At 66.2% G+C, this 13,261-nt stretch carries 11 protein-coding genes; 5 read left to right on the top strand and 6 right to left on the bottom strand.

The genetic code is table 11. The features are described from left to right. Positions 1-8: 8 nt before the first annotated feature. Positions 9-1,223 carry an SfnB family sulfur acquisition oxidoreductase gene (locus DSD28_RS04800; protein ID WP_119255211.1) on the top strand — a complete coding sequence of 405 codons (1,215 nt, stop codon included), beginning with the start codon at positions 9-11 and terminating at the stop codon, positions 1,221-1,223. 195 nt (positions 1,224-1,418) lie between these two features. Here DSD28_RS04800 and DSD28_RS04795 read toward each other — a convergent pair whose 3' ends face one another. Beyond that, on the bottom strand, positions 1,419-2,630 hold the full coding sequence (locus DSD28_RS04795; RefSeq protein WP_119255210.1) for an acyl-CoA dehydrogenase family protein: 1,212 nt from the start codon (positions 2,628-2,630) through the stop codon (positions 1,419-1,421). Positions 2,631-2,870: 240 nt separating this feature from the next. Between DSD28_RS04795 and DSD28_RS04790 the strand changes: the two genes are divergently transcribed. Both DSD28_RS04790 and DSD28_RS04785 read left to right on the top strand, forming a co-directional pair. Then, positions 2,871-4,286 (top strand): LLM class flavin-dependent oxidoreductase, encoded by a 1,416-nt coding sequence (locus DSD28_RS04790; RefSeq protein ID WP_119255209.1) that lies wholly within the window; start codon positions 2,871-2,873, stop codon positions 4,284-4,286. 1 nt (position 4,287) lies between these two features. Continuing rightward, on the top strand, positions 4,288-5,712 hold the full coding sequence (locus DSD28_RS04785) for an FAD/NAD(P)-binding protein (protein ID WP_119255208.1): 1,425 nt from the start codon (positions 4,288-4,290) through the stop codon (positions 5,710-5,712). A 127-nt stretch (positions 5,713-5,839) separates the two neighbouring features. Here the strand turns inward: DSD28_RS04785 and DSD28_RS04780 are convergent, their stop codons facing one another. The 5 genes from DSD28_RS04780 to glyA form a co-directional block, all read right to left on the bottom strand. Then, positions 5,840-7,162, bottom strand: coding sequence for a D-serine ammonia-lyase (locus tag DSD28_RS04780; protein WP_119255207.1), 1,323 nt, complete (start codon positions 7,160-7,162; stop codon positions 5,840-5,842). A 71-nt stretch (positions 7,163-7,233) separates the two neighbouring features. Further along, on the bottom strand, positions 7,234-7,614 hold the full coding sequence (locus DSD28_RS04775) for a RidA family protein (protein WP_119255206.1): 381 nt from the start codon (positions 7,612-7,614) through the stop codon (positions 7,234-7,236). A 29-nt stretch (positions 7,615-7,643) separates the two neighbouring features. Then, a complete protein-coding gene (purU, locus tag DSD28_RS04770; RefSeq protein WP_119255205.1) occupies positions 7,644-8,540 on the bottom strand; it encodes a formyltetrahydrofolate deformylase in 897 nt (298 codons plus the stop codon). 20 nt (positions 8,541-8,560) lie between these two features. After that, on the bottom strand, positions 8,561-9,454 hold the full coding sequence (folD, locus tag DSD28_RS04765) for a bifunctional methylenetetrahydrofolate dehydrogenase/methenyltetrahydrofolate cyclohydrolase FolD (protein WP_119255204.1): 894 nt from the start codon (positions 9,452-9,454) through the stop codon (positions 8,561-8,563). 96 nt (positions 9,455-9,550) lie between these two features. After that, the gene (gene glyA / locus DSD28_RS04760; protein WP_119255203.1) at positions 9,551-10,828 is read right to left on the bottom strand and encodes a serine hydroxymethyltransferase; all 1,278 of its coding nucleotides are present in this window, start codon (positions 10,826-10,828) and stop codon (positions 9,551-9,553) included. Positions 10,829-10,960: 132 nt separating this feature from the next. Here glyA and DSD28_RS04755 point away from each other — a divergent pair, with 132 nt between their 5' ends. Together DSD28_RS04755 and DSD28_RS04750 are read left to right on the top strand one after the other, a co-directional pair. Further along, entirely contained in the window at positions 10,961-11,929 is a 969-nt protein-coding gene (locus DSD28_RS04755) for a LysR family transcriptional regulator (RefSeq protein ID WP_119255202.1), read from the top strand. 253 nt (positions 11,930-12,182) lie between these two features. Beyond that, positions 12,183-13,214 carry a transporter substrate-binding domain-containing protein gene (locus DSD28_RS04750; protein WP_119255201.1) on the top strand — a complete coding sequence of 344 codons (1,032 nt, stop codon included), beginning with the start codon at positions 12,183-12,185 and terminating at the stop codon, positions 13,212-13,214. Positions 13,215-13,261 lie beyond the last annotated feature (47 nt).

Here is a 13,261-nt window from a genome sequence, read left to right as displayed (position 1 = left end):
GAACGACCATGAGCAGCGTCACCCGGTTCGCCGAACGGCAGGAGACCGTCCACCGCATCGCCAGCGAGGAGGAGGCGCTTGCCGTCGCCCGCTCGCTTGCGGCCGAATTCGAAAGCGGCGCGAGCCGGCGTGACTACGAGCGCGCGCTCCCCTTCGCCGAGCTGGACCGGCTTTCCGCCTCCGGCCTCCTTGCCATCACCGTGCCGGCGGACTATGGCGGCATCGATGTGTCGAATGCCGTCCTGGCCGAGGTGACGGCGATCCTGTCGGAGGCCGACAGCTCCATCGGCCAGATCCCGCAGAACCACTTCTACATTCTGGAAGCCCTGCGCCATGACGGCAGCGAGGCGCAGAAGCGCTTCTATTTCGGCCGCGCGCTTGCCGGCGACCGCTTCGGCAACGCGCTTTCCGAGGTCGGCACGAAGACCGTCGGCGACTACAACACGCGCATTAACCCCGACGGTGCCGGCTTCCGCATCAACGGTCGGAAATTCTATTCGACCGGCGTGCTCTTTGCCCATTGGGTGGCGATCTTCGCGCTGGATGGGGAAGACCGCCTCACCATGTCCTTCGTGCCGCGCGAGACGGAGGGCATCGAGATCGTCGACGACTGGGACGGTTTCGGCCAGCGCACGACAGGCAGCGGCACGACGATCCTGCGCGACGTCTACGTGCCGGCCGATGCCGTCGTGCCGCACCAGAAGGGCTTCGAGCGACCCGGCACCATCGGCTCGGTCGGCCAGATCATCCATGCCGCCATCGATCTCGGCATCGCGCGCGCGGCGCTGAAGGAGACCATCGGCTATGTCCGCGACAAGGCGCGGCCGTGGACCGACAGCGGCGTCGAGCGCGCCGCGGACGATCCCCTGACCATCGCCCGCATCGGCGAACTCGCCATCCGCGTCGAGGCGGCCGAGGCGACGCTGGAGCGGGCCGGGCGGAAGGTCGATCTGGCGCAGGTGAACCTCAGCGCGGAAAATGCCGTCGCGGCAACCCTCGCCGCCGCCGCCGCCAAGGTGCTGACGACGGAACTCGCCATCGACGCGGCCAACGTGCTCTTCGAGCTGGCCGGCACCTCCGCCACCAAACGCGGCCTCAACCTCGAGCGCCATTGGCGCAACGCCCGCACCCACACGCTGCACGATCCGGTGCGCTGGAAATACCACGTCGTCGGCAACTATCACCTCAACGGCGTCACGCCGCCGAGAAACGGCGCGCTCTGAAATCAACCCTCGTGGTGGGGGTGGTCGCCTGGCCGCAATCCTCGGGATTGCGGCCTTTTTTGCGTGAACGAACGAGGAGCATGAGAAGCCTTTTGCCGGCAAGGTTGCCCCGCCCGCTGCCGTCATCCTCGGCCTTGAGCCGAGAATCCATCCGCCGGGCATGCCGGCGGATGGTGGCCTTGGGAGTCTCTAGCCTCAGCTATAAAGGCTCGGCTCAGGCACGCGGCCGTTGAGCACGAAGTCGCCGACCTCGCGGGCCTTGTAGAATACCGGGTCGTGCAGCGTGTGGGTGCGCACGTTGCGCCAATAGCGGTCGAAGCGGTAATGCGAGGCCGTCGAGCGGGCGCCGGTCAGTTCGAAGACGCGGGCGGTGATGTCGAGCGCAACATGGGTGGCGCTGACCTTGGCCTCATAGGCCTCGATCGCCGCCTCGCCGCGTTCGCGCGCGGTGACGGCCCGGCCGCGCGCAAGCGCCGATTGAACGGCGGTTGCAGCGGCATCGGCAAGCGCCGCTGAGGCCTTCAGCGCGGCGCGGAATTCGCCGATCCGCTCGAGGATATACGGATCTTCGCTCGCCTTCTCGACGCCGGAGGTGATCCAGGGGCGCGTCGTCGTCCGCACATAGTCTGCCGCGGCCGCCAGCGCGCCCTCCGCCGTGCCGAGATAGAAGTTGACGAAGACGAGCTGGATCAGCGGCGTGTTGAACGTCGCGAGCACCGGCGGCGCGGCATCCTTTGCGGCGAGCGGCAGGAGGAAGTCGCTCTCGTAGACCGGGAAGTCGTGGAAATCGACGCTGCCGCTGTCGGAGAGCCGCTGGCCGATATTGTCCCAGTCGTCATTGGCGATGTAGCCGGGCCGGTCGGTCGGCAGGACGAGGCTGGCGACCGCCTCGCCGAAGGCGGCGCTGGCATTGATGCGGTCGGAGACATGCGCGCCGGTGGAGAAGGTCTTGCGGCCGTTGAGCAGGTAGTGATCGCCGCTGCGGGTCAGCGTCAGGCCCGGATCGCGCGGATTGACGGCGGCGCCCCAGTAGAGCCGTTTTTCGACGGTCTCGGCGCCGAGGGTCCAGGCTCTGTCCGGATCGTCGGCGGCCCAGTAGACATACTGGCTGTTGACGAAGTGATAGCCGAGCAACTGGCCAATCGAGCTTTCGCCGCGCGCCAGGATGCGCACCAGCCGCAGCACGTCCACCCAGTCGAGCCCGCCGCCGCCGATCCCGGCCGGGTGCAGCGCCGTCAGCAGGCCCTCCGTCTTCAGCCGGTCGATCTCCTCCAGCGGCGGCCTGCCCTCGGCATCGAGCTGCGCGCCTCGGCGGGCGAGATCGGCGGAAATCTCCTCGGCTTTCGCGAAGAGGCGGGCCCGGTCGGCTTGCGGATCGGGCTCCTTGACGAGGTGTAGGGCGGTCATGGCGGGTCTCCTGCTGTCGGGTTCCTTCCGGGCAGGCGCCACGGCAAGGAGGGGTGAAGGTTGGCGGACGGGCGTCCCGCCGCGCCCGCACATCTTCCCAGAGGGGCAGGACGGCTGCGAGAAAAGGCATTCCCGAAATTATTCTATATAAAAGATAGAATTTCTGTATTTAAGAAAAGCCCACGCTATCCTCGCCTGCGAACGATGCTGTCCGGCATCCTCGCTATTCTGGAGAGACCCATGGCCCGTCCTATCCGCTTCAACGCCTTCGACATGAACTGCGTCGGCCACCAGTCGCCCGGCCTCTGGGCGCATCCGCGCGACAAGTCGTGGAAATACAAGGACCTCGACTATTGGCAGGATCTCGCGCGCACGCTGGAGCGCGGCGTCTTCGACGGCATCTTCATCGCCGACGTCATCGGTTATTACGATGTCTACAAGGGCTCCAACTATCACGCCATCCACCAGGCCGCGCAGCTCCCGGTGAACGATCCGCTGCAGCTCGCCGCCCCCATCGCGCTCGCCACCGAGCATCTCGGCATCGGCATCACGGCGTCCACCTCCTTCGAGCACCCCTATACCTTCGCCCGCCGCCTCGCGACGGCCGACCATCATTCCAAGGGCCGCGTCGGCTGGAATATCGTCACCTCCTATCTGGAGAGCGGGGCGAGGAATGTCGGGCAGGGCGGCCTGCGCCGGCACGACGATCGCTACGAGGTCGCTGCGGAATATGTCGAAGTGCTGTATAAGCTTCTGGAGGGTTCCTGGGAGGAGGGAGCAGTGGTCCGCGACGGCAAGAAGCGCATCTTCACCCATCCGGAAAAGGTTCACGAGATCGGCCACAAGGGCAAGTATTTCGAAGTGCCGGGCTATGGCCTGACGGAGCCCTCGCCGCAGCGCACGCCGGTACTTTACCAGGCCGGTGCGTCCGGCCCCGGCAAGGCCTTCGCCGCCGCCCATGCGGAGTGCATCTTCGTCGCCGCGCCGACGAAATCGGTGCTGAAGGCCTATGTCTCCGACATCCGCCAGCGCATCGCCGCCGCCGGCCGAGATCCGAAGAAGGTCTATATCTACACGCTCGTCACCGTCATCACCGACGAAACGGAGGAGAAGGCCCGCAAGAAATTCGAGGAATACAGGAGCTATGTCTCCTATGACGGCTCGCTCACCTTCATGTCCGGCTGGAGCGGCATCGACTTCGGGCAATATGCGCCGGCGGACGTGGTGGAGAAGATCGAGACCAACGCCATCCATTCCTTCGTCGAGCACATCGCCGGCGGCGACAAGTCGTGGACCATCGAGGAGCTGGCGCAGTTCGGCGGCATCGGTGGCATGGGGCCGGTCTTCGTTGGCTCGCCGGAGCGCATCGCCGACATCCTGCAGGAATGGGTCGAAGATACGGATGTCGACGGCTTCAACCTCGCCTATGCGGTGACGCCCGACAGCTTCGAGGACATCGTCGCCCATATCGTGCCGGAACTGCAGAAGCGCGGCGCCTATCCGACGGCCTACAGGCCGGGGACACTGCGCGAAAAGCTCTTCGGCGAGGGGCCGTACCTGTCGAAGACCCACCCCGCTGACGGCTACCGCGACATCGAGGCGGTGAAGCGCCGCGAGGCCGAAGCGGTTCCCGCCCTCAAATCCGTCGGCGCCTGAGATGATCGTCGGCGCGATATCCGTCCCGGTCGTCGCGATCGTCGGCGGCGGCTTCACCGGCGCGGCTGTCGCCTATCATCTGGCCCGGCTGCTGCCCGAAGGCACGGCGCGGATCGTCGTCTACGAGCCGCGCGCCATGCTCGGCGGCGGTCTTGCCTATGACACGGACGAGCCGGTCCACCGCATCAACGTGCCGGCCGCGCGCATGACGCTCCTTCCCGGCGACGATACGCATTTCGAGCGATGGCTGCTCGAAACGGGCGCCCTCGCCGATGACGGCGAGGCGGTGACGAGGGACGGCCGCATCTTCGCGCGCCGCTCGGCCTTCGGGCATTATGTCGATGCCACGCTCCGGCCGCTCGTCGCCGCGGGGCGGATCGAGCACCGCCGCAGCCGCGTTCGCGCCGTGAGAGCCGCGGCCGGCGGATGGCGGGTCGCGGCGGCGGACGGTTCCGTCCTGAAGGCGGACTGCGTTGTGGTGGCGACGACCCATCCGAGCCCGCAGGCGCCCGCTGTCCTCGACCGGGCGCTTGCCGGCCACGCGGCCTATATTCCCGATGCCACGGTGCCGGGCGCGTTTGCCGGCATTTTCCGCAAGGATCGCGTGCTCGTCGTCGGCACGGGGCTGACCGCGGCCGACGTGATCGCCGTGCTCGATGCGGCAGGGCATGAAGGACCGGTCACCGCCGTCTCGCGCCGGGGCCTGCGCTCGCGCGGGCACACCCCGCTTCCGCAGGAGCCGTTCGGCGACTTCACGATCCCTCCCGCCCGTTCGGCGCGCGAGCTTCTCCGCCGCGTCCGCCGCACGCTCGAACAGGCGGCGGGGGAGGGCATCACCTGGCATGCCGTCTTCGACAGGCTGCGCGGCGAGGGGGGCGCGATCTGGCGCGCGCTGCCCGTTGCCGAGCGCCGCCGCCTCGTCCGCTTTCTCCGGCCCTATTGGGATGTGCATCGCTTCCGCATCGCGCCGCAGGTGGAGGCCGTCATCGACCGGCGCCTTGCGGCCGGCTCGCTGCATATCCATGCGGCTTCCCTCGCCGATGCCACGCTTCGGGCGGACGGCACGATCGCGGTGACGTTCCGGCCGCGCCGGGGCGGACGGCCGTTCGTGGAGCATTACGATACCGTGGTGGTGACGACGGGGCCGGGTCATCGCGCGATCCTGTCGAGCCAGCCGTTTCTCGAAGCGCTGGCGGCAGCGGGTGCGCTGCAGCTCGATACGGTCGGCCTCGGCCTTGCGGTCGACGACGACAGCCGTGCCATCGGCACAAATGGAGAGGCCGCCGAAACGCTTTTCATCGCCGGCCCGCTGGCGCGCGGGACCTTCGGCGAGCTGATGGGATTGCCGCAGGTGACGGAGCACGCCCTCCTCGTTGCGGAGAAGGTCGCGCACCGGATGGCGGGCGCGCGCACGCCGCGCTTTTAGAGCATTTCCGAACGCAAAACCGCTTCGCACTTTTGCTGGAAATGCTCCGGACGGACGACGGCGCGGGGCGGAACCCGCCGATGGCAGGTCCGCACCCCGCGCCGTACGCGCCGGAGCTTGCGTGGCGTTACCGGTTCTCGGCCGCCGTCTTCAGGAAGGCTTCGAACTGCTCCTGCGGCACGAAGGAGCCGCCGGTGGTCCAGACGATATGGGTTGCCCGGTCAAGGTGGCCCTCGATCCGCTGCGCCTTGCAGAATGCCCGGCCCTGCGGATGCTTCACGATGAAATCCGGCCCGGCGAAGCCTGCCGTCGCGGAGGGCTCGAGGCGGATATCCTGCGTTTCGTGGGCCAGCAGGAGCCAGCGGAAGAGCGAGGCGTCGTCGACCGTGAAGACGCCGGCGAGCATGTCGCGCATCACCGTCGCCACGAAGGCGGACATGCGGGCGACCGCCATGCCGTCGGCTTCCGTGACATTGGTGAGGCCGACGTCGTAGACGGAAACGAGGTCCCTCGCGCCACTCATCATGTGGACGAGCGCGCAGGGCGACTGCACCGGCTCGACGAAGAAGCAATGGACGTTGTCGCCGAAGATACGCTTGGCGCCATAGGCGACGCCCCCCGGCGCGCCGCCGATGCCGCAGGGAAGGTAGAGGAAGAGCGGATGCTCCGCATCGACCGTCACGCCCGCATCGGCAAGCTGCGCGGCGAGCTCCGAGGCGGCGGCGCTATAGCCGAGGAAGAGACGGCGGGACTGCTCGTCGTCGACGAAATAGATGGTCGGATCGCTCCCGGCGACGTCGCGGGCCTTTTCAACCGCCGTCGTATAGTCCGCCTCGTGCTGGACGACCTCGACGCCGAGTTTCCTCAGGCGCTCGACCTTCCAGGCTTTCGCGTCGGAAGACATGTGGACCGTCGCCTTGAAGCCGAGGGCACGGGCGGCGATGCCGACGCTGAGGCCGAGATTGCCGGTGCTGCCGACCGCGATGGTGTAGCGGGAGAAGAAGGCTTTCGCGTCCGGCCCGGCAAGCGTGCGGATGTCCTCACCGTCCTTCAGCAGCCCTTCGCGCTTCGCCAGTTCCTCGGCATAGACGAAGACCTCGTAGACGCCGCCGCGGGCCTTGATGGATCCGGCGACCGGCAGGGCATTGTCCGCCTTGACGAAGACCCGGCCGAACTCCGGGTCGCCATAGCCGAGGCCGTCCCGCAGCGCCTTCAGCTCGATCAGCTCGGAACGGATCGCGCCGGAGGCCGCCGCAAGTTCGGGAAAGCAGGTCTCGAGCAGCGGCGCGAGCCGCTTCCAGTTCGCCTCCGCCGCATCCACGTCGGAGGAATCTAGCGGCAGCGAGGCGTCGGCGATCGCGTCGTCGCGGTAGAGGGGATTGGTCCAGAGTGTCGGGCGGGCGGCAAGCACGTCCGCGCGGGCGGGATCGTTCGGCAGTTCAATCGTCATGTCGGCTTCCTGTCTGAAGCGGCCGCTTCGGCAACAAAGAGGGCGTGTCCGGTTTCCCGCACCTTGCGCCGTCACGCAAGGGCGATGACGGCCTCGATCTCGACCTTCGCGCCTTTCGGAAGGGCGCTCACTTCATAGCAGGCGCGCGCCGGATAGGGTTTCGAGAAGAAGCCCGCATAGACGGCGTTGATGTCGGCGAACTTGCCGAGGTCGGTCAGGAGCACGGTGGTCTTGACGGTATTGGCAAGGCTGGTGCCGGCGGCGGCCGCGATGGCGGCGAGGTTCTTCAGGCACTGCTCGGCCTGGGCAACTGCATCGTCCGAATTGAACTCGCCCGTCGCCGGGTCGATCGGCAGCTGGCCGGAGACGAAGAGCAGGTCGCCGACCTTGATCGCCTGCGAGAACGGGCCGACGGCGCCCGGGGCGTCGGTGGTGTGAATTTCCTGGATCATGGCATGTTCTCCAATGTCGGATGCGGGCCTCAGCCCATGCGCTCGGAGGCGTAGGAGCCGGGCGAGGGCGGGAAGACGATGGTCCTGTTGCCGTTCATGAAGACGCGGCCGTGGATATGGGCGTGGATCGCGCGGGCGAGCACCTGGCTCTCCACGTCACGGCCGAGGCTGACATAGTCGTCGGCGCTCTGGGCATGCGTCACGCGCACGGTGTCCTGCTCGATGATCGGGCCTTCGTCGAGGTCGGCGGTGACATAGTGCGATGTCGCGCCGATCAGCTTCACGCCGCGCTCGAAGGCCTGCTTGTAGGGGTTCGCACCCTTGAAGGAGGGCAGGAACGAGTGATGGATGTTGATGATCCGGCCCGACATCTTCCTGCACATCTCGTCGGAGAGCACCTGCATGTAGCGGGCGAGCACGATCAGCTCGGCGCCCGTCTCCTCGACGATGCGCATCTGCTCGGCCTCGGCCTCCGGCTTGTTTTCCTTCGTCACCTTGATGTGGTGGAAGGGGATGTCGTGGTTCACGACGACCTTCTGGTAGTCGAAATGGTTGGAGATGACGCCGACGATGTCGATGGGCAGCGCGCCGATGCGCCAGCGGTAGAGCAGGTCGTTGAGGCAATGGCCGAAGCGCGACACCATGAGGATGACCTTGCGCTTGGTCGTCTCGTCGAAGAATTCGGCATCGGCCTCATAGGTCGCGGCGATCTCGGCAAAGCCTTCGCGCAGTTCCTCCAGCGTGCGGCCTTCCTCGGACTGGAAGCTGACGCGCATGAAGTAGCGGCCGGTGCTCTTGTCGTCGAACTGGGCGCTGTCGGAGATGTTGCAGCCATTGGCGGAGAGATAGGTCGCGATGGCGGCGGTCACGCCCCGGATGGAGGGGCAGGCGACGCGCAGGGCATAGCGGTTGGAAAGAGCGGACATTGGCGATCCTTTCGGGTCGATCAGTCGATGGTGACGGAATGCTGGCGGCGGAAGGCCGTGAGCGTATTGGAGAGGAGGCACGCGATGGTCATCGGGCCGACGCCGCCCGGAACCGGCGTGATCGCGCCGGCATGGCGGGCTTCCTCGAAGGCGACGTCGCCGACGATGCGCGACTTGCCGTCGATCTCCACGCGGTTGATGCCGACGTCGATGACCACGGCCCCCGGCTTGATCCAGTCGCCGCGCACGAGGCCCGGACGGCCGACGGCGACGACGAGGATATCGGCGGCGCGGCAGAGTTCCGGCGTGTTCCTCGTGCGCGAATGGGCGATGGTCACCGTGCAGTTTTCCGAAAGCAGGAGCTGCGCCATCGGCTTGCCGACGATGTTGGACTTGCCGATCACCACGGCATGGAGGCCCGAGAGGTTGCCGCCGAGATGGTCCTTCAGCAGCATCAGGCAGCCGAGCGGCGTGCAGGGCACCAGCGCCGGCTGGCCGGTGGAAAGCCGGCCGGCATTGGAAATGTGGAAACCGTCGACATCCTTGTCGGGATTGATGCCCTGGATGACGGCGTTCGCATCGAGATGGGCGGGCAGCGGAAGCTGCACGAGGATGCCGTGCACGGCGGGATCGACGTTCAGCCGGCCGATCAGTGCCATCAGCTCGTCCTGCGTCGTATCGGCCGCAAGCTCGTGCTTGAAGGAATTCATGCCGGCGGCGACCGTCTGGCGGTGCTTGGAGCCGACATAGACGGCACTGGCGGGATCGGAGCCGACGAGGACCACGGCAAGGCCGGGGACGGCGCCGGTCGTTTCCTTCAGCTTGGCGACCTTCGCCGCCACGTCTTCCAAGAGGCCGGCCGCGAAGGCCTTGCCGTCGATGATCGCACCGGCGGCAATTCTATCCATTCCCATGACGTTCCCTTTCGCATCTTCCAAGGCCCGGTCATGGGCCGGCAAGAGCGCCGCGCTTGCGGCGCGGCACTCCATTGCGGTTGTGAGAAGCCGCGCTTAGTGAGCGTAGACCGGGAAGGCGGCGGTAAGTTCCGCGACCTTGGCCTTGGCACCCGGAACGACGTCGTCGGCCTTGCCGGCGGCTTCCGCCTCGATGAGGTCGGCGATGATGTTGCCGAGCGTGCGGAACTCGTCTTCCTTCATGCCGCGGGTGGTGGCCGCCGAAACGCCAAGGCGCATGCCGACCCATTCCGGCGGACGCGGGCTGTCGTTCGGGATCGGGTTCTTGTTGGCGGTGATGTTGGCGCGGGCGAGAAGGTCTTCCGCCTGCTTGCCGATCAGGCCCTTGCTCGACAGGTCGACCAGCACGATGTGGGTATCCGTGCCGCCGGAGACGATGCGCACGCCGCGGGCGATCAGGGTTTCGGCGAGCGCGCGGGCATTTGCCTTGACCTGTGCGGCGTAGACCTTGAAGTCGTCGCGCAGCGCTTCGCCGAGGCAGACGGCCTTGGCGGCGAGCACGTTGCTGTGCAGCGAACCCTGGACGCCCGGGAAGACGGCGGCCTGCAGCTTCTTGAACCAGGCTTCGTTGTTGGTGAGGATCAGGCCGCCGCGCGGGCCGCGCAGCGTCTTGGTGGTCGTGCAGGTGACGATGTCGGCATGCGGGAAGGGCGAGGGATGCTGGCCGCCCGCCACGAGGCCGGCGATATGCGCCATGTCGACGAGGAACCAGGCGCCGACCTTCTTGGCGATCTTGCCCATGCGCTCGAAATCGAGCTCGCGCGGATAGGCCGAGCCGCCGGTGATGAGCAGCGTCGGGCGGACCTCCTCGGCGATGCGCTCCAGCTCGTCATAGTCGATGACTTCGGTTTCCGGGTTCACATTGTAATTGTGCGATTCGAACCAGCGGCCCGAAAGGTTGCCCTTCATGCCGTGCGAAAGGTGGCCGCCGGCGGCAAGGTCGAGCGAGAGAACCTTGTCGCCCGGCTTCAGCAGCAGGAAGAAGACGGCGAGGTTCGCCTGCGTGCCCGAATGGGGCTGCACGTTGGCATAGGCGCAGCCGAAGAGTTCCTTGGCGCGGTCGATGGCCGCCTGCTCGACGACGTCGACGAACTGACCGCCGCCGTGGAAGCGGTTGCCCGGATAGCCTTCCAGCGTCTTGTTGGTCATCTCGTGGCCGAGGGCGTCGAGCACGGCGCGGCTGACGATGTTCTCGGACGCGATGAGCTCGATCTGGTCCTGCTGGCGCTTGCGTTCGTTGTCGAGCGCCTGGGCGACGAGCGGGTCGCGCTCGTGGACGGGTGTGTTGAAATAGGCTTTCGTCTGTTCGGTCATGACCTGTCTCCGCGGAAGGGTATGAGGGCTTGGAGAAAGGCTAGCGATGGCTTCGATCCAGAAAAAGTTAATAATATTTGCACATGCGTTCTGATCTGCTAATCATTCCCGTAACGATTGGAGGAGGAGAGAATGGACCTTGCCCGCCTGCGCGCGTTGCGCGAACTGTCGATCCGCAAGACCATGGCGGCCGTGGCCGAGGCGCTCTACGTCTCGCCATCCGCCGTCTCGCAGCAGATCGCGCTTCTGGAACAGGAGGTGGGGATCGACCTCATCGAGCGGCGCGGCCGCGGCGTCGAGCTGACGCCGGCCGGCAAGCAGCTCGTCGAGCGGGCGGAGCGCATCCTCATCGAGCTCGAATCGGCCCGCGCCGACATCGCCGAACTGAAGAAGGTGATTGCCGGCGAGCTGCGGGTGGCCGCCTTTCCCTCCGTCGCCGCGGCGGTGGTGGCGGGCGCCATCCATGAGCTGCACCGCCTCCATCCGCATCTGACGGTGCAGTTCGACGAGATGGAGCCGGCCGAAAGCCTCGCGGCGCTTCGAAGCTGGCAGACGGATATCGCCATCATCGACGACCTCAATGTCCCCGCCGGCGCGCTCGATCCCAATATCGAGACGATCCCGCTGATGGAGGACGTCTTCAACGTCATGGTCTCCCAGACCCATCCGCTCGCCGAGCAGCCGACTGTGATGCTGCACCAGCTCCGCGACGAGCGTTGGGCGCTCGATACGGCCTCCTCCGCCTATAATCGCATGATCACCGACGCCTGCCAGGATGCCGGCTTCACGCCCAACATCATCGCCCGCTGCAAGGGCTTCGAGGTAACGATCGCGCTGATCCGGGAGGGCTACGGCATCTCGATCCTGCCGGGCCTTCGCGCGAGCTACGATCTCGAGGACGTCTGGGTGTGCAAGGTGGAGCCGGAGATCCGCCGCAAGATCTCGCTCGCCTTCCGCAAGGGGGAAAAGCGCAGCCCCGCCGTGCAGGCCTTCATCGCCGAGGTGAATGCCCGGATCGATTCCCGTCGCCGCCTTCCGACCGGCAAGGGCGAGCCGAAGATCGGCCTTGGCGCAACGCCCGTGGAGGCCGCCGGCGGCTGAGTTCGATCAATTTTGCTAAAGAGTACGTAAAGCAGAATTAAGTAGACCTGAATAAACCCTGTTCATATCGTTCATTTGTCGATTGATATGGGTTCGTAATCTGGATACCAGACGGCGGACTTAGGCCAATGGCGGGAACAATCGCTGCAGAACGGCAAGAGCCGCTGTTGCCTATCGCCCAAATCAGATCTCGGCAAGAGAACAGGGCTGCGCACCGGGGTGCGAGCCGTCGCGATATTCACAGGGGAATGCAATGAAACTGATGAAGCTCCTCACGGCCGGCGTGTTTGCCGGTCTTGCCTTTACCGCAGGTCAGGCGTCGGCCTCCGTCCTCGATACCGTCAAGCAGCGCGGCACGCTGAACTGCGGCACCGACAACACGGCTCCCGGTTTCGGCTACCTGAACACCACGACCGGCCAGCTGGAAGGCCTCGACGTGGACTTCTGCCGCGCCGTCGCGGCCGCCGTTCTCGGCGACGCCTCGAAGGTCAAGTTCGTCACCGTCACGGACAAGAGCCGCTTCGACGCGGTGCTGACCAACCAGGTCGACGTCGTCTTCGCCCACACCACCATCAAGCCGGCGCGCGAATCCTCGATCGCCATCGACTTCCTGCCGATCAACTTCTACGACGGCACCGGCATCATGGTGAAGACGGATTCCGGCGTTAAGGAATTCGCCGATCTCGACGGTGCCACCTTCTGCACGACGCAGGGCTCCGTGACCGAGACGGTCCTCACCAGCGCCTTCAAGGCGCGCGGCTGGGAAGGCTCCAAGGTTCTCACCTACGAAAACCTCGAAAAGCTGTTCGCCGCCCTCAATTCCGGCCGCTGCAACGCGATGAGCACGGACAAGTCCGCACTCGCCGCCTGGGCCGGCAACTCGCCGAAGCCGGCCGATTACCTGATCCTGCCCGACACGCTCGACAAGTCGCCCTTCGGCGGTTTCGTTGCGGCGAACGATTCCAAGTGGCGCAACGCGCTGCGCTGGGTCACCTACGGCCTGTTCCAGGCTGAGGAGTCCGAGATCACCCAGGCCAATCTCGAAGAGAAGCTGAAGAGCGAAGATCCCTTCGTCCAGAAGTTCCTCGGCGTCGGCGGCGGTTACGGCAAGGACTTCGGCCTGTCCGACGACTTCGTCATGCAGGCGATCAAGGCCGTCGGCAATTACGGCGAGATCTACGACCGCAACCTCGGCCCGAACACCAAGATGTTCCTCGACCGCAAGGGCACGCCGAACGCCCAGTGGTCGCAGGGCGGCTCGATCTACTCGCCCCTCTGGAACTGATCCTTTCATGACCGGACCGGGGCGGCATTCCGCCCCGGTCCCTCCTT

The organism is Shinella zoogloeoides, assembly GCF_003574625.1.
GTDB lineage: Bacteria > Pseudomonadota > Alphaproteobacteria > Rhizobiales > Rhizobiaceae > Shinella > Shinella zoogloeoides_A.
The sequence above is the reverse complement of the archived record's forward strand: the minus strand, read 5'-3'. Positions and strand labels throughout refer to the sequence as shown.

What these genes read in the sequence shown, in the direction of transcription:
- folD (WP_119255204.1), bottom strand. Translation starts at nt 9,454, where the DNA reads ATGGGAATGGATAGAATTGCCGCCGGTGCGATCATCGACGGCAAGGCC.
- DSD28_RS04750 (WP_119255201.1), top strand. Translation starts at nt 12,183, where the DNA reads ATGAAACTGATGAAGCTCCTCACGGCCGGCGTGTTTGCCGGTCTTGCC.
- DSD28_RS04800 (WP_119255211.1), top strand. Translation starts at nt 9, where the DNA reads ATGAGCAGCGTCACCCGGTTCGCCGAACGGCAGGAGACCGTCCACCGC.
- DSD28_RS04755 (WP_119255202.1), top strand. Translation starts at nt 10,961, where the DNA reads ATGGACCTTGCCCGCCTGCGCGCGTTGCGCGAACTGTCGATCCGCAAG.
- DSD28_RS04795 (WP_119255210.1), bottom strand. Translation starts at nt 2,630, where the DNA reads ATGACCGCCCTACACCTCGTCAAGGAGCCCGATCCGCAAGCCGACCGG.
- DSD28_RS04785 (WP_119255208.1), top strand. Translation starts at nt 4,288, where the DNA reads ATGATCGTCGGCGCGATATCCGTCCCGGTCGTCGCGATCGTCGGCGGC.
- purU (WP_119255205.1), bottom strand. Translation starts at nt 8,540, where the DNA reads ATGTCCGCTCTTTCCAACCGCTATGCCCTGCGCGTCGCCTGCCCCTCC.
- glyA (WP_119255203.1), bottom strand. Translation starts at nt 10,828, where the DNA reads ATGACCGAACAGACGAAAGCCTATTTCAACACACCCGTCCACGAGCGC.
- DSD28_RS04780 (WP_119255207.1), bottom strand. Translation starts at nt 7,162, where the DNA reads ATGACGATTGAACTGCCGAACGATCCCGCCCGCGCGGACGTGCTTGCC.
- DSD28_RS04775 (WP_119255206.1), bottom strand. Translation starts at nt 7,614, where the DNA reads ATGATCCAGGAAATTCACACCACCGACGCCCCGGGCGCCGTCGGCCCG.
- DSD28_RS04790 (WP_119255209.1), top strand. Translation starts at nt 2,871, where the DNA reads ATGGCCCGTCCTATCCGCTTCAACGCCTTCGACATGAACTGCGTCGGC.